Source organism: Chitinophaga sp. (genome assembly GCF_036569185.1).
In the GTDB taxonomy this organism is placed as follows: Bacteria; Bacteroidota; Bacteroidia; order Chitinophagales; family Chitinophagaceae; genus Chitinophaga.
Map to the genome: position 1 here is coordinate 1 of NZ_DATCRD010000206.1, position 22631 is coordinate 22631.

16 protein-coding genes are annotated in these 22631 nt (G+C 47.0%); 6 read left to right on the top strand and 10 right to left on the bottom strand.

Annotated features, from left to right (window positions below):
• The 7 genes from VIM72_RS15605 to VIM72_RS15635 form a co-directional block, all read right to left on the bottom strand.
• The coding region (locus VIM72_RS15605; RefSeq protein ID WP_332003757.1) for a CusA/CzcA family heavy metal efflux RND transporter at positions 1–2882 on the bottom strand (2882 nt) is incomplete at its 3' end.
• Between the two features lie 12 nt (positions 2883–2894).
• Positions 2895–4208, bottom strand: a complete 1314-nt coding sequence (locus VIM72_RS15610) for a carbohydrate porin (protein WP_332003758.1) — start codon at positions 4206–4208, stop codon at positions 2895–2897.
• 7 nt (positions 4209–4215) lie between these two features.
• Positions 4216–5307, bottom strand: coding sequence for an efflux RND transporter periplasmic adaptor subunit (locus VIM72_RS15615; protein WP_209857674.1), 1092 nt, complete (start codon positions 5305–5307; stop codon positions 4216–4218).
• A gap of 4 nt (positions 5308–5311) precedes the next feature.
• A complete protein-coding gene (locus VIM72_RS15620; RefSeq protein ID WP_332003759.1) occupies positions 5312–6589 on the bottom strand; it encodes a TolC family protein in 1278 nt (425 codons plus the stop codon).
• Between the two features lie 82 nt (positions 6590–6671).
• On the bottom strand, positions 6672–8042 hold the full coding sequence (locus VIM72_RS15625; RefSeq protein ID WP_332003760.1) for a HAMP domain-containing sensor histidine kinase: 1371 nt from the start codon (positions 8040–8042) through the stop codon (positions 6672–6674).
• A gap of 9 nt (positions 8043–8051) precedes the next feature.
• Positions 8052–8738, bottom strand: coding sequence for a response regulator transcription factor (locus VIM72_RS15630; protein ID WP_325638137.1), 687 nt, complete (start codon positions 8736–8738; stop codon positions 8052–8054).
• Positions 8739–8802: 64 nt separating this feature from the next.
• Positions 8803–10770, bottom strand: a complete 1968-nt coding sequence (locus VIM72_RS15635) for an ABC-F family ATP-binding cassette domain-containing protein (RefSeq protein WP_332003761.1) — start codon at positions 10768–10770, stop codon at positions 8803–8805.
• A 128-nt stretch (positions 10771–10898) separates the two neighbouring features.
• Between VIM72_RS15635 and VIM72_RS15640 the strand changes: the two genes are divergently transcribed.
• Both VIM72_RS15640 and VIM72_RS15645 read left to right on the top strand, forming a co-directional pair.
• Positions 10899–11486, top strand: coding sequence for a DUF3347 domain-containing protein (locus tag VIM72_RS15640; RefSeq protein WP_332003762.1), 588 nt, complete (start codon positions 10899–10901; stop codon positions 11484–11486).
• A gap of 64 nt (positions 11487–11550) precedes the next feature.
• Positions 11551–13914 (top strand): TonB-dependent receptor, encoded by a 2364-nt coding sequence (locus VIM72_RS15645; RefSeq protein ID WP_332003763.1) that lies wholly within the window; start codon positions 11551–11553, stop codon positions 13912–13914.
• Positions 13915–13943: 29 nt separating this feature from the next.
• On the opposite strand, the gene VIM72_RS15650 is transcribed toward VIM72_RS15645, so the two are convergent.
• Complete coding sequence (locus VIM72_RS15650; RefSeq protein ID WP_332003764.1) at positions 13944–14408, bottom strand: hypothetical protein; 465 nt, start codon at positions 14406–14408, stop codon at positions 13944–13946.
• A 596-nt stretch (positions 14409–15004) separates the two neighbouring features.
• Here VIM72_RS15650 and thrS point away from each other — a divergent pair.
• Both thrS and infC read left to right on the top strand, forming a co-directional pair.
• Positions 15005–16945: a threonine--tRNA ligase gene (gene thrS, locus VIM72_RS15655; protein WP_332003765.1), complete on the top strand. Its 1941-nt coding sequence runs from the start codon at positions 15005–15007 to the stop codon at positions 16943–16945.
• 170 nt (positions 16946–17115) lie between these two features.
• Positions 17116–17799, top strand: a complete 684-nt coding sequence (infC, locus tag VIM72_RS15660) for a translation initiation factor IF-3 (RefSeq protein WP_332003766.1) — start codon at positions 17116–17118, stop codon at positions 17797–17799.
• Between the two features lie 151 nt (positions 17800–17950).
• On the opposite strand, the gene VIM72_RS15665 is transcribed toward infC, so the two are convergent.
• Positions 17951–18541, bottom strand: a complete 591-nt coding sequence (locus VIM72_RS15665) for an HDIG domain-containing metalloprotein (protein WP_332003767.1) — start codon at positions 18539–18541, stop codon at positions 17951–17953.
• A 170-nt stretch (positions 18542–18711) separates the two neighbouring features.
• On the opposite strand from VIM72_RS15665, the gene VIM72_RS15670 reads away from it, so the two are divergent.
• The gene (locus VIM72_RS15670) at positions 18712–19689 is read left to right on the top strand and encodes a cation diffusion facilitator family transporter (RefSeq protein WP_332003768.1); all 978 of its coding nucleotides are present in this window, start codon (positions 18712–18714) and stop codon (positions 19687–19689) included.
• Between the two features lie 73 nt (positions 19690–19762).
• Here the strand turns inward: VIM72_RS15670 and VIM72_RS15675 are convergent, their stop codons facing one another.
• Positions 19763–20974 (bottom strand): serine hydrolase domain-containing protein, encoded by a 1212-nt coding sequence (locus VIM72_RS15675; protein WP_332003769.1) that lies wholly within the window; start codon positions 20972–20974, stop codon positions 19763–19765.
• A gap of 314 nt (positions 20975–21288) precedes the next feature.
• On the opposite strand from VIM72_RS15675, the gene serA reads away from it, so the two are divergent.
• A complete protein-coding gene (gene serA / locus VIM72_RS15680) occupies positions 21289–22524 on the top strand; it encodes a phosphoglycerate dehydrogenase (RefSeq protein WP_332003770.1) in 1236 nt (411 codons plus the stop codon).
• Positions 22525–22631: the final 107 nt, after the last annotated feature.

Genomic DNA, 22631 nt, shown 5'->3' on the forward strand with positions numbered 1-22631 from the left:
AGCCTGATGGATTCATTCAGCGATAGCTTTGCCTCCAGGTTCTTATGGAATACAGAAATGAGGATCACGCCGTTCTGGATACAGATACCAAATAACGCGATGAAACCCACGCCAGCGGAGATCCCGAAGTTCATATTGGTAACATGCAATGCCAGGATACCACCTATCAATGCAAAGGGCACATTCATCAGCACCAGTCCTGCATCTTTTACACTGCCCAGCATAATAAACAATACCATGAAAATGGCGATGATGCTGATAGGCACTACCTGTCCGAGGCGTTGTGTGGCGCGTACCTGGTTTTCAAATTCACCGGTCCAGCCAATGCTGTAGCCTTTGGGCAGTTTTACCACCCGGTTGATCTTCGCTTGCGCTTCAGCAATGGTGCTGCCCAGGTCGCGGTCGCGCACGGAGAACTTCACGCCTATAAAACGTTTGTTGTTATCCCGGTAAATGAACGCCGGTCCCGTAATGGTTTTGATCTCCGCAATTTCTTTCAGCGGTATTTTATTATTGTTGATAGTAGGCACCATCAGGTTGGCGAGATCGTCTTCTGTTTTACGGTAGTTCTCGTCATAGCGGATGCGGATATCAAATTTCTTCTCGCCTTCATACAGCTGGGTGGCGGTTTTACCGCCAATGGCCATTTCAATCACGGCCTGCGCATCACCGGTGGCTACGCCATACTGGGCCATCTTGTTATCGTCAAGATTGATGCTCATTTCAGGCTGACCAATATTCCGGATCACACCAAGATCTTTAATGCCCTGCACCGTTTTCAATTGCGCCATTACCTGTTGGGAAAGCGATTCCAGTTTCACCAGGTCATCGCCAAAGATCTTCACCCCGTTGGCTGCTTTGAAGCCGGCCACCGCTTCAGAAACGTTGTCGCTGATAGGCTGGGAGAAGTTGAGAATAATGCCCGGGTATTTTTTCAAACGGGCTTCCATCTGCGCAATCAGCTCATCCTGCGTGATCTTCCGTTTCCATTCTTCTTTCGGCGCCAGGTCTACCTGGTACTGCACAAAGTAAAAGCCGTTGGGATCGGTACCGTCGTTGGAACGGCCTACCTGCGACAATACTCTTTTTACTTCCGGGAAACCACCAAGGTCCTGCCGGATATCATGCGCCATTTTGGTGCTTTCGGTAAGCGACATACTCATGGGCAACTCCGTGGTCACCCACAGGGAGCCTTCATTCAGCTGCGGCAGGAACTCTGTTCCCAGGAATTTCGCAGACACAAACGTAAGCAGCATGAAAGCCAGTGCCAGCGTAAGACTGAGACGCTTGTTCCGGTAAGTCCAGCTGAAACCCTTCATTACAAAGCGGTCAAAGAAATTCACCAGCGGGTTATTCTTCTCTTTCACATTCCTGTTCAGCAGAATAGAACATAGAACCGGCACCAGTGTGAGGGTAAACAACAAGGCGCCCAGTAATGCAAATCCCAGTGTCCAGGCCAGTGGTGAGAACATTTTGCCTTCTACTTTCTGGAAAGAGAAAATGGGAATCAGGGAGATGATAATAATGAGTTTGGAAAAGAAGATGGCCTTTGCCAGTTCTCCACCGGTTTGTTTGATCCATCCCAGCTTCGCCATTTTGTTGAACCGCTCCATGCCAAATTGGTGGGCTTTATGGTCAAGCATTACGAAGATGCCCTCTACCATTACCACGGCCCCGTCTATGATGATACCGAAGTCGATCGCCCCCATCGACAGCAGGTTGGCGCTCATACCTTTTAAGCGCAGGCACATGAAGGCAAACAGCAGTGCCAGCGGGATAATGATGGATACGATCACGGTAGTGCGCCAGTCGGCCATGAACAGGAACACGATCACGGTTACGAAGATGATACCTTCTGCCAGGTTGTGCATCACCGTATGGGTACAGAAGGCCATCAGGTTATCACGGTCATAAAACGTCTCCATTTTGATATCATCCGGCAGGATGGTTTCATTCAGCTCCTTCAGCTTGTCTTTCAGGCGGGCCAATACTTCTGTGGGATTTTCCCCTTTACGCATCACCACAATGCCTTCCACCAGGTCGTCGTTGTTGTCTATACCCACCTGTCCCACGCGCGGGGCGGATGCCTCGTGCACATTGGCCAGGTCCTTCACCAGCAGGGGCACGCCATTGATATTCTGAACAATGATGTTATTGATATCGGGGATACTGTTCAGCAGGCCGATCCCACGAACCACGTATGCCTGCCCGTTCTTCTCAATCACATCACCACCTACGTTCACATTGCTTTTGGTAACCGCCTGGTATAGTTCCAGCGGGGTAATATCGTATTTGGCTAACCGTACAGGGTCTGCAGAAATTTCGTAGATCTTTTCCTGTCCGCCAAAGGCCACCACATCAGCTACGCCGGGCACGCTGCGGATCTGCCGGTCTATGACCCAGTTCTGCCAGGTGAGCAGATCGCGTGAATCCCGTTTACTGCTTTTCAGGTAGTAACGGAATATCTCACCGGTAGGGCCGTAGGGCGGCTGCACTTCCGGTTCTGCGCCTTCGGGCAGACTAATGCTCTGCAACATATTGTTCACCTGCTGACGGGCGAAGAAATCTTCCACATCATCATCAAACATGATCTTTACTACCGACAAGCCAAACATGGTAACAGAGCGTACACTGGTCTTTTTCTGCACGGCATTCATAGATACTTCTATAGGCAGCGTTACAAAGCGCTCCACTTCCTGTGCACTACGGCCGTTCCATTTGGTTACAATCACTATCTGCGTGTTGGTAACATCGGGGAAAGCCTCAATGGGCGTATGTACGAAGGAAAATACGCCTGCTGCGATCAGCGTGGCCACACTGATAAAAACAAACAATTTGTTCCTCAGCGAAAAAGCTACAATATTTCTAATGAATTTATTCATAACTCCTGTTCTTTAGAATGCTACCCTGGTCCTTAACCCGAGAATACTCACCGGTCCGCGGTCCCTGTTATAAGCGGGATGCATCACAAACTGGTAATCAGGGCTTAAAGCTATATGTAGCCTGGTGATGTTACATTGATAGAATACTTCAGCAATTATTTCAGGGGCATAGTTTAGTTGTCCGTCGCCAATCATAAAACCTGAGCCGCCTTCAGCAAGGTAGTTTCTATGATCGCCGGACAACCCGTTCACCACGAATGCTGCGCCGGCATTATCCTGCGCACGGTGCCAGCCCTGGCCGTTCTGTAACCATCCGGCACTAACAGAGCGGTCAATTTCCGTATAAGCCCAGGTTTCATTATGGCCATCGTTCCAGGATGCTTTGAGGAAGGCGCCGCCGCTGCCTGTCAGCGCCTGGTTTATATTGATGCCGAAGCCATATTTGGTATGCCCGTTCCGTCTTACCCCACTGATGTCCGGCGTATCTTTGGCTGTGCTTACGGCTTCGTTATAATTGCCCATGGGCGCCTGGTTAATGAAAGCCATCAGCCGTACTGCCCCTTCATGTTTATTCAGTGTATGCGTGTGCGTTACTTCCACCACTTCGCCGTTGGATTGGCCGTAATGATAGTTCAGCTTTGGACCATTGGCCACTTCAGGTTCCAGAGAGGTGGCAGCCTGCAACAGCCAGTTGTTCGCCTGGTACTGAATGGTCAGCGCCATGGTATAGCCCCGTACATCTGCAGGATAATCCCACGCAGCATTGCTCATCAGTGCCCAGTTCATAAACTGGGTGCGGGGATCATGGCTGTAATCGTTCTGGTCAAAGAAATCAGCCAGGCAATATTTACCGCCAATGAAACGCAGGTATTTAGCAGGGGTAGTGCCGCCTACATTGTTAAGATCGTCGGCATCCGCTTCTGTAGTGGATGTTAACGGTAACGTATACACGCCATATGCGCGGGCCAGATAAATTTTCGGTTTAGGGTCGCCAACGCGGAAGGTTTCTCCATTGGGAAACCCCGCAATACCGGTAGCATGACTCAAACCTTCTCCACCGGCCAGCTCAGGGTTCACATATAACTCCAGGTTCTTCCACGGGCGGATACCGGCGTATATGGTACTGGTAATGGAAGTAGCGCCGTTTTCATGCGTACGGAAACTGTTGACGCCTGAATACCTGGCGGAAAAGTCCGGGTGCCACTGCGTTACCAGTGTTTGCTGGAAATGGAAAGAGTAGGGGATAATGCTATCCGTTCTCTTTTCCTGCGCCGCCAGACGGGTACAGCCAAGTGTAAGTGCTCCTATGGAAAGCAGTTGCTTCATGACGCGTTTAATCTTTAAGTGCATCATAGATGAGCAATTGGTTTTTGGAGATCACTTTCTCGTTTGCCGCCAGGCCGGAAGAAATATAGGTCATATCCCCGGCGGTTTTATCAACCTCTACTTCACGTACGGCTATATTAAATTTGTCTTTAAATACCAGCACATAGTTTTTGCTGTTATCGAAGATGACGGCGGCGGAAGGCACTGCTATTTTCTGATCGTTATCCTGGTACTTCACATACACGGTAGCAAACATTTCCGGCTTCAGCAGCATGTTCTTATTATCGATGCTGATCCTTACCTGCATGGTTTTGGTAGCGGGATCGAGGAAGTTGTAGATCTTGTCAATCTTACCACGGAAGGGTTGATCGGGATAGCTTACGGTTACCACGTCTGCTTCATAGCCTTCCTTGATACGGGCAATATCTGTTTCAAAAACATTGGCCATTACCCATACATCATCCAGTTCTGAAATGGTGAAAATATTGGTGCTGTTATCCGTACGGATCTCCATGTTATTATTGATATTCTTCTCAATGATATAACCGGAAATAGGAGCGGTTACCAGGTAGGTAGCGCCTTTACCTTTACGGTATATTTTAAACAGGTCGTTGAGACGGTTAATTTCAGCGTTGGATTTCTGTACTTCTCCTTTGGCATTCACTACATCCTTATCTGTATTCAAACGGCTCTCGAACAGGTCCTGTGCTACTTTGAGGTTTTTGTCTGCCACGTTGCGGTCCGACTGTGCCTGCGCCAACTGCTTTTCATAGTCGGCGATTTCAGCACTATGTATAACCGCCAGCACCTGGCCTTTCTGGACATAATCGCCCAGCTGTACTTTTATATCTTCCACATAACCACTTACCAGCGGATACACCTTCAGTACCTTACCGCCGTTGGGAGTAACCTTACCGGATAAACGAACTTCGTTCATTACCGGCTGCAGGTGCGCAGTATCGATACGGATATTTTTCAGCATGGTATCGCTGAGAACGAAGGTGGTTTTTTCCTGATCTTCTGCCTGGCTGTGTTTACAACCACTCCACAGAATAGTTGCCAGCAGCGAAAAGCCAATAATGAGGATAGGCTGTTTCATGCGCTTAGTTTTTAAATAATTCTTGTCCTGTTGCATAGTTGAGTTCTTCGTAGGCATTTACCCGGTTGGATAAAAACTTATTGATATTTTTAGCGTTGTCGCTGTAACTGTTGAAGTAATCGATGAACTGGAGCAGAGAGATGTTTCCCTTGCTGAAGTTTTTAGCTACTTCATCTATCAGGGTGTCAAACTCACCCTGGAACTGGTGCAGGTCAAAGCTTTTGTAACGTTTTTCCAGTGTTACTATCCGCTGGTAGGCATTCAGTACTTCCGACTGTGCGATGGATTGTTGCTGTAGCAGTTGTTGTTGTTCAGATCCGATCTGGAGTTGTGCTGCGCGTATATTGCCCTGGTTGCGGTTCCAGGTGGGCAGATCAATGCCCAGTGTAAGTCCTACGAAATTAGGCGTATAGCTGCCTTGTTTATCATAGGTGGCGCCTACGTGAAGGTCCGGTACAGCCAGTGATTTTTGAAGGCGGTAGTTGAGTTGCGCGGTCTGGTATTGCATATCGGCTATTCTTACATCCGGCCGGTTCTGTGCTACGCTGTCGAGCAGCGGTTGCAGCTGTATCTTATCCAGGTTATATGAAGCCAGGTCTGCTGGTTGCAGCCGGGCTTCATAAAAAACACTGGTATGTAACAGTTGCTGCAGGTTCTTCTGTGATTCCAATTCCTGTTGTTTCAGGTCGGCAAAGTCGTTTTCAATACCTACCTGTAGTGCCTGCAACCTTACCAGGTCTGCATGGGCCACGCTTCCTTTCTTGTCAGCTGTTACATAGGCATCCACAATTTTCTGCAGGTTATCCAGCTGTTCTTTTAACACGGTTTCAATCTGTTGCTGGTAGTATATATTGTAGAAGTTTTCCCGGAGTTGTAAGCGAAGGGTGCGCACCAGTTCATCAAAGTTTGCTTCGCTCATTTTGGCGGCTGCTGCGGCCAGTTGTATGGTCTTATTCCTTTTGCCCGCCAGTTGGATCAGCTGATCTATATTATACTGCGTTTCGCCGCCGGCGCCTATATTAAACGGCTTGAAATTATTGGTACTTCCAAATCCCAGCACGGTGCTGAAGGAAGGATTGTTCCACATTTTTGCCTGTCGTACCAGCGCTTTGGAAGCATCTACCTGGTAGCGTTGCGCCAGTAATAAATAATTTTTTACAAGGAAAGAATCTTCCACCTGCTGCAGTGTGGCAGGTTGGGAAGTAACCTGTGCCTGTGAATATTGAATAAATCCCAGGCTGGAAACACAAGCTGTTAGGAACAGCATCCTGATAGTTCGCATAATGCCAGATTTCATGATACAAAGCTCAGAAAGGGGAATTAAAGCGGCCTTTAAGGAAGATTAAAAAAAACTTAAAAGAAACTTATATGTGCGGCAGGATCACCGTGAAAGTGGTGCCTTCCCGGGGATTGGAAGTAACGGTGATATGGCCGTTGTGTATCTGTACAATTTTTTTGCAGATAGATAAACCGAGGCCATGGCCGCGGATCTGGAGGGCGTTCTGGCCGCGGTAAAACGGCTCAAATATTTTGCTGATATCGTCCGGGGGAATACCGATCCCGGAGTCTTTTACCTGTACGAGGATGTATTGCGTAAAGAAATCTATCGATACATGCGCGGTATTATTATCGGAAAACTTACAGGCATTATCAATCAGGTTAAGGAAAAGTACCTTCAGTAAATTTTCATTACCATAGCAGGTAACCAGCTCGTCGTTGTCGGGTACTTTCATAAAATGGATCTCCACTTTGCTGACGGTTTTTTGTTTCAGCCGGATCAGGGTGGTCATCTCCATTAATAATTCATCTATCCTTACATTACTCAATACAAATTCCTGTTGCCGCATTTCCGACTGGGCAAGTTGTAACAGGCCGTTAGACAGATCAGAAAGGTTTTCTGCATCTTCCAGCACTGAGGTAAGCAGCGCCAGGTATTCTTCCTTGCTGCGGTCTTTAGATAACGCCACCTGCAACTGGCTGATGATGGCTGCAAGGGGAGTGCGCAACTCGTGGGAGGCATTACTTACAAAGCTTTTCTGCAGGTGAAAGGATTCGCTGAGGCGCTGCAGCATGGTATTGAAATTGGCGCCCAGTTTGGCAATTTCATCTTTTCCCTTCACCGCTACCTGTGTATCCTGCATGTTATTGGCATTGATACTGTCTACCTGCTGCACCAGCTGATCGATAGGCTGTACCATTTTACGGGCAAAGAAATAACCAACGCCTACCAGTACTATCACCGCGGTGATCAGCTCCAGTAGCAGGATCTGGCTGAGGTTCCGTAGGTTTTGAAAACCATACTTATCAAAGGAGGATACAATAACGATCACCGATACATTCCCTTCTGTATAATACACACCAACCACTTCATCGTTGCCTTTATCGGCGCTGTATACCTTATTTTCTTTGATATAGTCGAGTAACCTGGGGTGGGTACGGATGGTAGTATCTTTCAGGTTGCTGTACAGCAGGTCGTAAGCGGGATTATATACCAGGATGGTTTCTTTATAGAGATCCTGGAAAGTGGTGCGGTCCAGTTTCCGCAACAGGTCCACCTTCACGTTGCCATCTTCAATGATCACGTTGGCGATGGAGCGGGCGCGGTATTCCAGGCGCTCCAGGTATTCGGCTTTCCGTGATTTGGCGGAGAAATAATAGGCCAGCACGGCAAATGCAACGAGCATCAGCGTGGCCGACAGGGTATAATAAAGCGCTATTTTATATTTGATCTTCAACCGGGCGTGTTATTCTTCAGAAAGATAATATCCCATGCCTGTTTTTGTGTGCAGGAGTTTCTGTTCGAAATCCTTGTCTATTTTTTTACGGAGGAAGTTCATGTACACTTCAATTACATTGGTACCGGTATCGAAGTCGATATCCCATACTTTTTCCGCGATGGTGATTTTGGAGATGACTTTGCCTTTATGCATGGCAAGGAATTCCAGCAGCTGGTATTCCTTGGCGGTGAGGGCAATCTTTTTGCCGCCGCGTGTTACGTCTTTCTTTTCCCGGTCTATTTCCAGGTCGGCGATCACAATTTTGTATTGGGTGCCATGTGTGGCATCGGAACCGGCCCTTTTGAGGAATACACGGATGCGCGCCAGCAGTTCCCGGAAGTCGAAAGGTTTTACGAGGTAGTCGTCTGCGCCCAGTTCAAAGGCCTGCATTTTGTCTTCCATGCCGCCGAGGGCAGTAAGCATAATTACCGGAACGCGGTTGTTTTTGTGACGGATCACCTCACAAAGTTCATAGCCGTTGTTATGGGGGAGATTGAGATCCAGGATCACCAGGTCGTAATCATTGCTGGTGGCTAATCCTTTGCCAATACGCCCGTCGTAGGCCACATCCACATCAAAGCCGTTTTCTTCCAGCCCTTTCTTAACGGCATTGGCTACTTTAACTTCGTCTTCAACTACCAGTATTTTTTGCATACTTCAGAAAGGGTTTTAATGGTATTATACAGGTATCCCGTAAGATACCTGTATAACAAAATTACTAGCTGATAAGGTTCGCTTCCAGCTGCATTATTTTTTCAAATAATTGCTCGTATTGCTGATTGGCCCTGTCCAGGTATTTCTGAACATCCTGGTATTCGCTTTCTACCTGGGCAAATTTAGCTTTATCGTTGTAGATTTCAGGGGAACCCAGGCTGGCTTCAAGACTGGCCTTACGTTCCTTCAGGCTGGCCACCTGGCCTTCTACCTGTGAAAACTGTTTCTGCTGTTTCTGTAATTCGCGCTGTACGTCTTTATTGATGGCGCCTTTACCTGCTTCGGCAGCAGGAGCAGTTTGCTGCTGCTTGCTTTCTTTTTTCGTATCTGCGTTACTGTTACCGGCTTTGGTATTGTTGTGCTGTTGCTGGGCAGCCATTCTCTTTTTCCACTCTTCGTATTCGTTGTAGGTGCCTTTGAATTCCTTGATTTCGCCATCTACAATTTCCCAGATCTTATTAGCGGTCTGGCTCACGAAGTAACGGTCGTGCGATACCAGCACCAGGCTGCCATCGTACTTGTTAAGGGCATCTATCAGCATCTGCACGGAGTTCATGTCCAGGTGGTTCGTGGGCTCATCCAGCATGAGGAAGTTGGCCTGGCTGATAATGGTTTTTGCCAGCGCTACGCGTGCTTTTTCACCTCCGGACAGGATCTTGATCTTCTTAAACACATCATCGCCGGTAAAGAGGAAGCAACCCAGTAGCTGGCGTAATTCCAGCTCTGTACGGCCGCTGCCGAAGTTCTTCAGCTCGTCCAGTATTTCGCTGTTCAGGTCCAGGGATTCCAGCTGGTGCTGTGCGTAGAAGCTGGTTACCACGTTATGACCGGGTATGCGTTCGCCTTCCATGGGCTCCATCCCGAAAATGATCCGCAGGAGGGTAGATTTACCCTTACCATTGGCGCCGATGAGGGCAATTTTATCGCCCCGGTTGATCTCAGCACTGGTGTTTTTCAGGATCTGGATGTTGCCATAGCTTTTACTCACGTTATTCAACGTACATAAGATCTTGCCGGGTGTTTTATCTACCGTGAAGTTTATTTTTATTTTAGACGGACCGTTATCTGTTTGCTCTACGCGTTCCAGTTTATCCAGCCTTTTTGCAATACTCTGCGCCTGTGCAGCTTTGGACGCTTTTGCTTTAAAGCGCTCAATAAAGCGCTCCTGCTGGCGGATGTAATCCTGCTGGTTTTCGTAAGCGCGTTGCTGCATTTCGCGGCGCAGTTCCTTTTCCACTTCATAATCGGCGTAAGAACCGGCGTAGTGGTGCAGCTGCTGCTGGTATACTTCCACGATCTTATTTACCATGCGATCCAGGAAGAAGCGGTCGTGCGATACGATGATCACAGCGCCGTTGTATCCTATCAGGTACCTTTCCAGCCATTCGATGGAGGGAAGATCCAGGTGGTTCGTGGGCTCATCGAGCATCAGTACATCCGGTTGCTGCAGGATGAGGCGCGCCAGGAGCACGCGCATGCGCCATCCACCCGAAAACTGGCTGTAGGGGCGGTCCAGGTCGGCGGTGGTAAAGCCGAGGCCTTCCAGTACCTGGGCCGTTTTGTGTTTCATGTTGTAGCCATCGAGGGCTTCAAATTCATGCAGCTTATCACTGAATTCATGCAACAGTTCATCCGTCTGGCTGTCTTCCAGCTCCCTGGTTATACGCTCAATATCCTTCTCCAGTTCCAGCGCTTTGCCAAAGGCCATCATGCCTACGGTAAGAATGGATTCTTCAGTTTCAAAACTCAGGAGGTCCTGATTAAAGAAGCCGATCGTCAGGCTTTTGCTTTTATTCACACTTCCTTTGGAAACGGAATATTCTCCGTTGATAATGCGCAACAGGGTAGATTTACCGGTACCATTCAACCCAATAAGCCCAACCCGGTCGCCCGGTTCTATATGCCAGGAGGAATTTTCCAGGATAACCCTGGATCCAAACTCAAACGTAATGTCCTGTAATGCGATCAACATAAAAATCAAAAAATTGGATAAAAAACGTGCAAAGTTAAGGAAAAATGCGGACTTTAACCTACTCAAATTCAATCCTCCCGGCAAACAATCCGGTCATTTTATTTAGTTTTGTTGCAAAGTGTAAGATTATGAATTTTAAAGTATGCATGCCGGCAGGTCTGTTAACAATAGGCATAGCCCTGTTTGCCTGTAACCAGCAGGCGCCGGAGCAGAAGGAAGCCGCCGGCACCGTTTCAGAAGCATTGCAGGCTCCTTACAGTCAGGTGTTTTACGACTCACTTGGCGCCACCATGCAATCATATTATAAGTTGTCTGATGCGCTGGTGCAAGCCGATAGTAGCGCTGCCAACACAGCTGCCGCGGCGCTTAAAGGGCATATAGACAGCCTGCCGGTGAATCTTCTGCAAATGGATAGCAGCCACTTGGCCAACATTACCGGTATCACCGGCAGCGTGAGCGCTGAACTGGTGGGGCTGGCCGGCGAATCACAGCTGGAAGGTAAAAGAGCTTCTTTCCAGATGGTATCCGATATGCTGTTTGATCTTGTAAAGAACACCGGTTTAAAGGGTCATACTATTTATCACCAGTATTGCCCGATGGCATTTGATGATAAAGGCGCTTACTGGCTCAGCGATAAAGCGGATATTCAGAACCCATACTTTGGTCATAAGATGCTCACCTGCGGTGAAACAAAAGACAGCCTGATTTACAAGTAATAACTTATCGTTGGATCATGCGTAGTAAATCGTAACTTGCTTTTGCTGCACCTGATCCAACGGTATGTTCACACGATATGCTTCCTTTTTATGGCTCTTCTTTTTGCTATGTTTCTTCAACGAGGCAGCGGGACAGCAATTTACCGTAAGCGGTTTTATTAAGGACAGTACCAACGGGGAGTCCCTTCCCGGCGCGACTGTGCAGGTCCTGCATTCCACGAATGGAGTGCATACCAACAACTATGGTTTTTACTCCATTACCCTGCCTGCCGGCAATTATATCCTGCTGTATTCTTTTCTTGGTTATGAATCAAAAGCCCTGGCGCTGAATCTTGATGCCAATACCACGCAGCACCTGCAGTTATACCCCCGTTCTTACCAGGCGAAGGAAGTTGTGATCAGCGATAAACGAAAGGATGCCAACGTGAAAAATACCGACATGGGAAGAGTGGAGCTTACCGCCATGGAGGTAAAGAAACTGCCGGCGCTGATGGGAGAGGTGGATGTGTTGAAAGCCCTGCAGCTGATGCCAGGGGTACAGGCCGCAGGCGAAGGAAACGCCGGTTTTTATGTAAGGGGCGGTGGCGCTGATCAGAACCTCATCCTGCTGGATGAAGCGCCGGTGTACAATACCGGGCATCTCTTTGGTTTTTTCTCTGTGTTCAATGCCGATGCAATCCGCGGCACCACGCTCATAAAAGGCGGTATGCCGGCCAATTACGGCGGACGCTTGTCGTCTGTAGCGGATATTGCCATGAAAGAAGGAAACAATAAAAATTTCCAGGGAGAAGGAGGGATCGGTCTTATTTCCTCGCGTTTATCTTTCCAGGGACCACTGAAAAAAGATAAGGCCTCTTTTATTGTAAGCGGCCGGCGTACATACATTGACGTTATAACCAGGCCTTTCATAAATAATACTTCGTATAGGGGTTCGGGTTATTATTTCTATGATCTGAATGTGAAGATGAATTATATTTTTTCAGATAAGGACCGTATTTACCTGAGTGGTTATTTAGGGAAAGATGTGTTCAGCTTTAATAACCAGGATCGCTCCTTTGATGTGAAGATCCCCTGGGGCAATACCACGGCCACTTTGCGATGGAATCATGTATTTAACCGGAAACTGTTTGCCAATACTTCCCTGATCTACAATGATTATAAATTCCAGTTCAGCGCGTTGCAGAATAATTTTGACATCCGGTTATCATCCGGTATCAGTGATATGAACCTGAAAACTGATTTCGACTACTACGTGCATGTAAAGCATCATATCCGTTTTGGAGGGAATTATATCTATCACACGTTTACACCGTCTACCATCAGCGGGCAGCAGGATTCCACCAGGTTTTCCCCGGAGAATGTGTTTAAGAAATATGCTCATGAAGCGGCATTATACGTAATGGACGACTGGGAAATATCTCCCCGGCTGCAGCTGAATGTAGGTCTGCGTTACAGCGGGTTTATGCAGATAGGGCCCTATACCCGTTATTACCGGGATGCAGCGGGCAATAAAACAGACAGCACCATGTACCGGCGCTGGCAGCCCATATCGCGCCATGGTGGCTTTGAGCCCAGGTTTATCCTCCGTTGGTCGTGGAATGATATCAGCTCGGTAAAGGCTTCCGTAACCCGTAACTACCAGTTTATTCACCTGGTATCCAACGCCGGCACCACGCTGCCTACAGATGTTTGGGTACCCAGTACTTACCTGGTGCAGCCGCAGATCTCGTGGCAGTACTCAGCCGGGTATTTCCGTAATTTCGGTAACAATGTGTATGAGGCGTCGGCAGAGGTATATTATAAGAGCCTGCAACACCAGATTGAATACAAGGAAGGGTATACGCCTACCTTTAATGACCCGGAGCAGGACTTTGTATTCGGAAAGGGAGAGGCATACGGATGGGAGTTATTTGTGAACAAAAGGAAAGGACGGTTTACAGGCTGGCTGGGTTATACCCTGGCGTGGACCTGGCGGGAGTTCCCGGCGTTGAACGATGGGAAGCGTTACCCGGCTAAATACGACCGCCGTCATGACCTGGCGCTGGTGGGCACCTATGAGCTGAACAAGCGCTGGACGGTATCCGGTGTGTTTATTTACGGTACGGGAAACACGACCACGCTGCCGGAGAAGTTTTATTTTATAGAAGGCACGCTGGTGCAGGGCTTTGGCAGCATCAATTCATACAGGATGGGTGCCTATCACCGGATGGATTTTTCGGCTATTTATACGCCTGTGTCTAAGAAGCCCAATAAGCGTGTAAAAGGCAGCTGGACGTTTTCAGTATACAATGTTTACAGCAGGAAAAATCCTTATTTTATTTATTTCGACCAGGAGGGAAGCGCAATTGATGGAACGTTGAAGGTAAGTGCGAAGCAGGTATCGTTGTTTCCGGTGTTGCCGTCTGTGACGTATAACTTTAAATTCTGACGGGATTAACATGGGGTGATAGGGGGAGATTATTTTAGGATGCCTGCGTACCTGAGCAGGGCTGCTATGGAGCCAATCAGGAGAATGTACTGGATAATAGTAACTGAATGCATATGCTTCATCAGCCTGTTTTCTGTATCCTTCATTTCCACTTTCAATTCCACCCTTACCTTGCTGATCTCTTCTTTTAGTTCCGACCTTACGTTGCTAATGTCTTGTTTTAATTCCGATCTTACTTTGCTGATGTCTTCTTTTAGTTCTACTCTAACCTTGCTGATGTCTTCTTTTAGTTCTGCTCTAACCTTGCCAATGTCTTCTTTTAGTTCCGACTTAGCAGCTGTTAACTCCGTTTTGGTAGCCAGGTGATCAGTTTTTGCAAAAGATTTCCTTTCATAATGCTCATCCATCGCGTTTACCAATTCCATGGCTTTGGCGTCTGGCAAATGCAGGTCCGTCCGGAAGATGTCATACAGTCTTAAATTTCCGATTGTCATATATCATGGTTTTATATTACAGGATAAATTTAATTTATTCTTTACTTAAATATTGAGATCATTACATATTTTTCTTTTGAATATATCAAATGCTGATGGCGGTTATTATTGCTATACGCAGAATAACATTTCGAGAATATAAACGCAATGGAACCTGGTCAGATGATTGTATGCAGTGTATGCTTTATAGTATGGCGACTCTCTGTTTACCTATATATAATCCTTACATAAGCCTTATCTGCGCCGTATATAACATACAATTTATAAGATAAGGCTTACCTGTAATTGATTTTCCTTTTATTTCCCGGCAGCCTGCGGGGGAAAAGGGTAAGGTTCCTGTCATTATCGGTTTGTAACATAGATACAACGCCGGCAATACATGGTTTGTGGTGCTTTGTAATATTTTAATAATATAAATGTGAAATTCCTCTGTTCCATCGACTGTGCTCACACCGCTGTAATAATATTTATTTTTAAAATCCTTAAGTTCAATCATATGGTTATCTAAAAGCTAACAAACTATTTCTTAACTTCGCAAACATTTTATAAAGGAAATATAGCCCATACGAAAAAGTATGGCGCTAACAGCAAAACGTATGATAAATATCACTTTTCCGGATGGCGCAGTTCGTCAGTATGAACCAGGAGTAACTGCATTGGAGATCGCCAAATCCATCAGCGAGGGATTGGCACGCAAAGTATTGGCTGCAAATGTTAATGGGCAGGTAGTGGATGCTACACGCCCGATTTTGACGGATAGCACGCTGCAGCTGCTGACCTGGGTGGATAAGGACGGTAAGGCAACCATGTGGCATTCTTCTGCGCACCTGATGGCAGAAGCGCTGGAAGCCTTGTACCCCGGTGTAAAGCTCGGCTATGGCCCCTCTATTGAAAACGGATTCTATTACGATATTGACCTGGGCGACCGTACCATCTCTGAAGATGATCTGAAAGCGATAGAAGCGAAAATGGTGGAGTTGTCCAAACACAACAGTGAGTACGTGCGTAAAGAAATAAGCAAGGCGGATGCACTGGCTTATTTTACAGAGAAGGGAGATCCGTACAAAATAGAAACGATCAATGAATTGCCGGATGGAAGTATTACTTTCTACACCCAGGGCGGGTTCACAGATCTTTGCCGCGGGCCGCATATTCCCAACACCGGCTTTATTAAGTCCATCAAGCTTACCAGCATTGCAGGCGCTTACTGGCGCGGCAGTGAAAAAAATAAGATGCTTACCCGTATTTACGGTATCACCTTCCCTAATCAGAAAGAGCTGGACGAATACCTGGCCCTGATAGAGGAAGCCAAAAAACGGGATCACCGTAAGCTGGGTAAGGAACTGGAACTGTTTGCCTTCTCTGAAAAAGTAGGGCTTGGATTGCCTATGTGGCTGCCCAAAGGCGCTATGCTGCGCGAACGCCTGCAACGTTTCCTCCAGGAAGCGCAGGTAGCCAGCGGTTACCTGCCGGTGGTAACACCGCATATCGGGAATAAAAACCTGTATGTGACTTCCGGTCACTATGAGAAATACGGGAAAGACAGCTTTCAGCCTATACACACGCCGGAAGAAGGCGAGGAGTTTATGCTGAAACCCATGAACTGCCCCCATCACTGCGAACTGTATAAGGTATCGCCAAAGTCGTACAAGGACTTACCGGTACGCTTCGCTGAATTTGGTACCGTATACCGCTATGAGCAGCATGGAGAGCTGCATGGGCTTACCCGCGTAAGAGGATTTACCCAGGACGACGCGCACCTTTTCTGCCGCCCTGACCAGGTAAAAGAAGAGTTTCAGAAAGTGATAGACCTGGTGATGTATGTATTCAACAGTTTAAGCTTTACAGAATATACTGCACAAATTTCCCTGCGTCATAAAACAGACCGCAGCAAATACATGGGTAGTGAAGAGAACTGGGAACTGGCGGAGAAAGCGATCATTGAGTCGGCCGCCGAAAAGGGACTGAATACCGTGGTGGAATACGACGAAGCCGCGTTTTATGGTCCTAAGCTCGACTTCATGGTAAAGGATGCACTGGGCCGTAAGTGGCAACTGGGTACTATCCAGGTGGATTACAACCTGCCGGAGCGCTTTGACCTGGAGTACATCGGAGCAGATAACCAGAAACACCGCCCGGTAATGATTCACCGCGCACCGTTTGGCTCACTGGAAAGATTTATCGCTGTGCTGATTGAGCACTGCGCAGGTAAATTCCCGCTGTGGTTAGCGCCTACACAGGTGAAAATCCTGCCTATCAGCGATAAAAGCCAGGCCTATGCAGAAAAAGTAGCAGAATTGCTGAAAAAAGCGGAAATTCGCGCTGAAATAGATGACAGGAGCGAAAAGATCGGTAAAAAGATCCGGGAAGCAGAGCTGGCCAAAATTCCGTACATGCTCGTACTCGGTGAAAAAGAAGCTGCTGATGAAGTAGTAGCCGTTCGCCGCCAGTCAAAAGGTGACCTGGGAACTATGCCGGCCGCACAGTTTATCACTATGATCAACGAAGAGGTGGCCAACCGGAAGCCAATTGAATAACATCGCACAAATGTGGAAAAAAGGTATATAAAACAATGAACATTACTTGATTAAGGTATGTTAATTGCTATGATTTTCCCCGTATTTTTGTAAAGATTGTTTTTGGTCCATGGACGATATGTGGACCATGGACTAAAAGGACAATTAATTAATTAATTTTATTTTTTTTAATGCAACAAAGACCCAGACCAAGTTTTGGCGGCAACAACCGGGGAAGAAACCCCAACTTCCGCAGGGAACAACAACAAGAACATCGCACCAACAGGATGATACGCGTTCCTGAGGTAAGGCTTGTAGGTGATAATATTGAGGTAGGTGTCTACAAAACAGAGGAGGCATTACGCCTGGCAGAGGAACAAGGTTTAGACCTGGTGGAAATTTCCCCGAATGCCGTGCCCCCCGTTTGTCGTATCATCGACTACAATAAATTCCTTTACGAAAAGAAGAAGAAGGAAAAGGAAATGAAGGCGAAGGCGCATAAAAGTGAAGTGAAAGAAATTCGCTTTACGCCTAACACCGACGACCACGACTTCGATTTTAAAGCTAAACATGCTGAAAGCTTCCTGAAAGACGGTAACAAGGTAAAAACCTATGTACAGTTTAAAGGCCGTGCTATCATGTTTAAGGAACGTGGTGAACTGATCCTCCTGAAGTTTGCTGAAAGGCTGGCAGAAGTAGGCGGACTGGAAAGTATGCCTACCATGGAAGGTAAGCGTATGATCGCCATCTTTGCGCCTAAAGCAGCGAAGAAGAAAGAAAAGGAACCGAAGGAGCCAAGGGAACCAAGAGAACCGAGAGAAACAAAGGCGCCCGTTACACCTCCGGCTGCAGATGCAGGAGATACCAACGCGTAACCGATAGTTATATCACATTAAAAAAGCAGCACAACAGGATCTGGTATCCTGTTGCGCTGCTTTTCATTTATGTAGCAACGATTGCGCCTGTGATTGTTCCTGTAAGATTTCAGCGCATAGGTGCATAGACCCGCAATTCAGCCCTGGCCCGTTAATTATCGCCGGCTGCAGTGTTGGCCAGCAGGTAAGCCCGCATTCTCTCCCGCATCCGGTCTACGTCTTCCTGTTTTACCGGTATATCTGTTTCCTTCCCCATATCGTCCCAGATCCTGATCTGTATATACTGATGAAAAAGAGGATCGTTGCGGAAAGCCAGCGCTTCTGCTTCACTCATGGGCCCACCCTGGTATTCCAGGGTTTGTTTACTGGCTTCGGAAAGCGTATCATAATAGGCGCTGTCGGACCACGTGAGGTAACGTTTGGCGGCAACATGACTGCCTACCAGCCGGGCCATTCTTTCGGGAAAACCGCATTCCAGCAGGAAAGCGCTGCCAAGGTCATCATGTGCCTGTGCGCCAAGCCCGTTCATCTGGGGGGAGTTTTCAAAGAAATGGCCAATGTCGTGCAGGAAAGCCGCAATGATCATTTCATCATCAAAGCCTGTGCTTTCTGCTATGAGCGCGGCCTGCATCATGTGCATCAGCATCGTTACCTGTTCGCCATATTCTTCCTGGCCATAAGTATTATACAGGTCAAAAATTTTATTGACAACAGTTTGGACATGGTTTTCACTACCGGTCATTTTCGTATGTTTATAAGGGTTAGTACAGTTTTTCGTGGTTTATCGCAAATGTAACAGCTGCAACTGCTTTATCAGCATGACTTATGTTATGTTATTATTAATACCGGGGTGGTTTTCAAACGCCAATAATCCTTTACCTTTGCCCTTTACCATTACACAAAACTGAACCATTGCTAAGAAAAGAACTGCGCGTTATACTCGTGTCGCTGATCGTTAGTTTTATCCTGACTGCGGCAAAGTTCTCTGCCTACTTTATGACCCATTCAGTGGCTATCCTTTCCGATGCCCTGGAATCCATTATTAACGTGGTGGCCGGCGGTTTTGCCTGTTATAGTATTTACCTGGCCGGTAAGCCTAAAGATGCGAACCATCCGTACGGACATGGAAAGGTGGAGTTTTTTTCCATCGGCTTTGAAGGCGCTATGATCTTTATTGCAGGCATACTGATCCTGGTGAAGGCGATCCAGTATTTTATCCTGCCGAGGGAACTGCACCAGATAGAAAACGGTTTGTGGGTGCTGGGCGCCACTACAGTGGCTAATCTGCTGCTGGGGTTATATCTTGTAGGCTCCGGCCGGCGGCTTTCTTCCATTACCATTTCCGGGAACGGGCAGCATATTATGACCGATGTATACAGCAGCGCAGGGTTGATAGCGGCTTTGCTCATCATTCACTTTACAGGCTGGACCTGGCTGGATCCCGCGGTATCACTGGTGATGGGCATACTGATCCTCGCAAAAGGCTACCAGCTCATGCGCCGTTCCATCTCCGGTTTGATGGATGAAACGGACATGAAGATCGTAGATAAGGTGATCACAATTTTATCTGCCCATCGCAGGGAGAACTGGATCGATGTGCATAATATGCGCGTACAGCAATATGGAAATAACTATCATATCGATTGCCATGTAACCCTGCCGTATTACCTGGAACTGAACGATGCGCATGATGAAATGAAGAAGATAGAGAAGCTGGTTAATGAAGGATTTCCCAGCAGTGAAGTAGAGTTTTTTATTCATATGGATCCGTGTATCCCGTCCTGTTGCCATTACTGTCTGAAAGCGGCATGCCCGGTGAGAAGTCATGTATTTACCGGCGAAATAGTATGGACCCGGGATAACGTTTTACCCAACCGTAAGCACGGATAATTATTCATCTTACAAAAAAAACAGCATCACTTATATAGCGATGCTGTTTTTTTTTGTAAGATGAATAACTGTTTTATTCTTCTCCCGCTTCTTCACCATCACCGTGACCTATGATATCACGTATTGGTTTTACTGCCTGGTAAATACCGCGGTTATATTTATTTCCTAAGATGATCAACGTGGTAGAATCCTGTATGAAACGATAGAACACCGTATTATTACCATGCCACCAGCCGTTGTGGTAAATGATATTTTTTGTGCTGTCGGGGTATACCATGAGCCTCCATCCCAGGCCGTAGTTACGGACTCCTGGTTTCTCGTTACTGTAAGGGGTGTAGGCAGCCTTCAGCGTGGCATCGTTCAGGAACTGACCTGAGTAAAGCGCCTGATCCCATTTGAGCATGTCCTCAGCGCTGCTGTAAATACCTTTGTCGCCCATTACGCCATCGAAGTAAGTATCAGGCTCAAACTGTCCGTTGTACTTGTGGCTTTGCGTTTGGTGCGCACGCGCAGCAGAGGAGGGGTCGTATACAAAAGTGCTGGTCATCCGCAGCGGCTCAAAAATAGTTTGCTGCATGAAGTCGGCATATTTCTGCCCGCTTACTTTTTCAATAATAGAAGCGAGCAACATATAGTTGGTATTACAATACTGGAAATGAGTATTTGGCAGGTGTTGCATTGGCGGCTTATGCTGCTCCATTAATTTGATCACCTCCTCGTTGGTAATAAACCTGGATTCATCTTTCCACAGGCTGTCGCAGAAATAAAGGTAATTAGGCAGGCCGCTGCGGTGATTCAGGAGCATGCGTACATTGATCCCTTTATAAGGAAATGCGGGAAAGAATTTTTGCAGGGAATCTTCCAGGCTGAGCTTTTCATTTTGTACCAGCCACATCACTGCGGCGCCTGTAAAGGTTTTGGTAACAGAGGCCAGCTGAAAGGAGGAGCTGTCCATCACCGGCGTTTTAGTCCGGGAGTTTTCATAGCCATGATATTTTTCAAAGATGACGACCCCTTTCCTGGCCACTATCATGGCGCCGTTAAACCCTGTACGAAGCAGTTTACCATTATAAAATGCTTCCAGTTCATGTTGCATCTGTATGGTGCGCGGCGATTTCAGGATGGCTTCCTTTTCCGCCGCTGATAGTCCTGCTGTAAAACGTACCGAATCCGATGTTGCTTTTCTTCTGCTTTCTTCCCTTCTTGCTGCATTGCTCTGGCAGCTGGAGATAATTGCAATTCCCGATATAGTTAAGATAATACTTACTGCTTTCAATCGCTTCATTAGAGGAGTATGACTACTTGCTTAATTCAATTTTAGACCCAAAAAATACAAAGCGCTAAATTTAGACTCAAAGTAAAAGACTGCCAAATAAAAACGGTGATTTCCAATTCTTTTAATTCGTTTTTAAGCAAAAAAGTGAAAAAAAATTAAAAAAATGTTCCTGAATTCCACGTTTTTTTGATGTAATCGAATTTGATTACCCTGCTATTTGAATATTCCTCAACTTCGAGTAGGTTTGTGCCCTGTTTCCCCGCTATCAGCAATTATTAAGCCAATTGCAACATACAGATACACATATAACTTAGTATAATATTATGGACCAGCAAAAGTCGACAAGTTATCCGAAAGAGAAGATCAGCATTTTACTATTAGAAAACATCAGCGATGCTGCGGTGGCGGAATTTACCACGGCAGGGTACCAGGTGCGCAAACTTACCGGCGCGTTGAATGAAGAAGATCTGATCAATGAAATCAAGGACGTTCATCTCCTGGGCATCCGATCCAAAACCAAAGTAACGCGCAAGGTACTGGAATCGGCCAGGAAACTGCAGGCTATTGGCTGTTTTTGTATCGGTACCAACCAGGTTGACCTGAAGGCTGCTACCGAGCATGGTGTAACTGTTTTTAATGCGCCTTATTCCAATACCCGTTCAGTGGCTGAGCTGGTAATAGGGTTGTCCATTATTCTCATCCGCCGCATCGTGGATAAGAACAATGCCGCGCATAACGGCATCTGGATGAAAGAAGCTACCGGCAGCTATGAGCTCAGGGGTAAAACACTGGGTATAGTAGGATATGGTAACATTGGCAGCCAGGTGAGCGTATTGGCGGAAGGAATGGGTATGAACGTAATTTATTACGATTCGGAAACCAAACTGCCGCTTGGTAATGCGGAACAACAACGCACCCTGAAAGAACTTTTTAATAAAGCAGATATTATTTCCCTGCATGTACCTTCCAGCAAAACCACCGCGAATATGATCACTAAAGAAGTGCTGGCGGATGCAAAGCCCGGCGCTATCTTTATCAACTATGCCCGCGGTGAGGTGGTAGACCTGGAAGCGCTGAAAGAAGCACTGGAAAGCGGCCGTCTTTCCGGTGCGGCTATCGATGTATTCCCGGTAGAACCTGAAAAGAACGGCGCCGCTTTCAGCACGCCATTGCAGAAATTATCCAACGTGATCCTTACGCCGCATATTGGTGGTAGTACGGAAGAAGCGCAACACAATATCGGGCTGGATGTGAGCAGCAAAATGCTCAACTACCTGGAAAAAGGCGCCAGCTTTGGTTCCCATACTGTTCCGGCCATCAGCGTGCCGCCTATTGAGAACACGCACCGCATCCTGCACATCCACCAGAACGTACCGGGGGTATTGTCTGCTATCAATACGGCTTTATCTGCCAACAAGATCAATATCCTGGGGCAGTACCTGAAAACCAACGACCAGATCGGGTATGTGGTGCTGGATGTAGACACCAGGTTATCCCAGGAAGCGCTGGCGCTGTTGAAGGAAGTGGAGCATACGATTAAGACGAGGTTATTGTATTAATAATACCGGCATTATTTTTTGTTGCAAAGCAGGGATTTATCCCTGCTTTTTGCTTTCTTGCAATACTTTTTATTGTTAACTTATTTCTTATCCCTGTTGTATGAAAA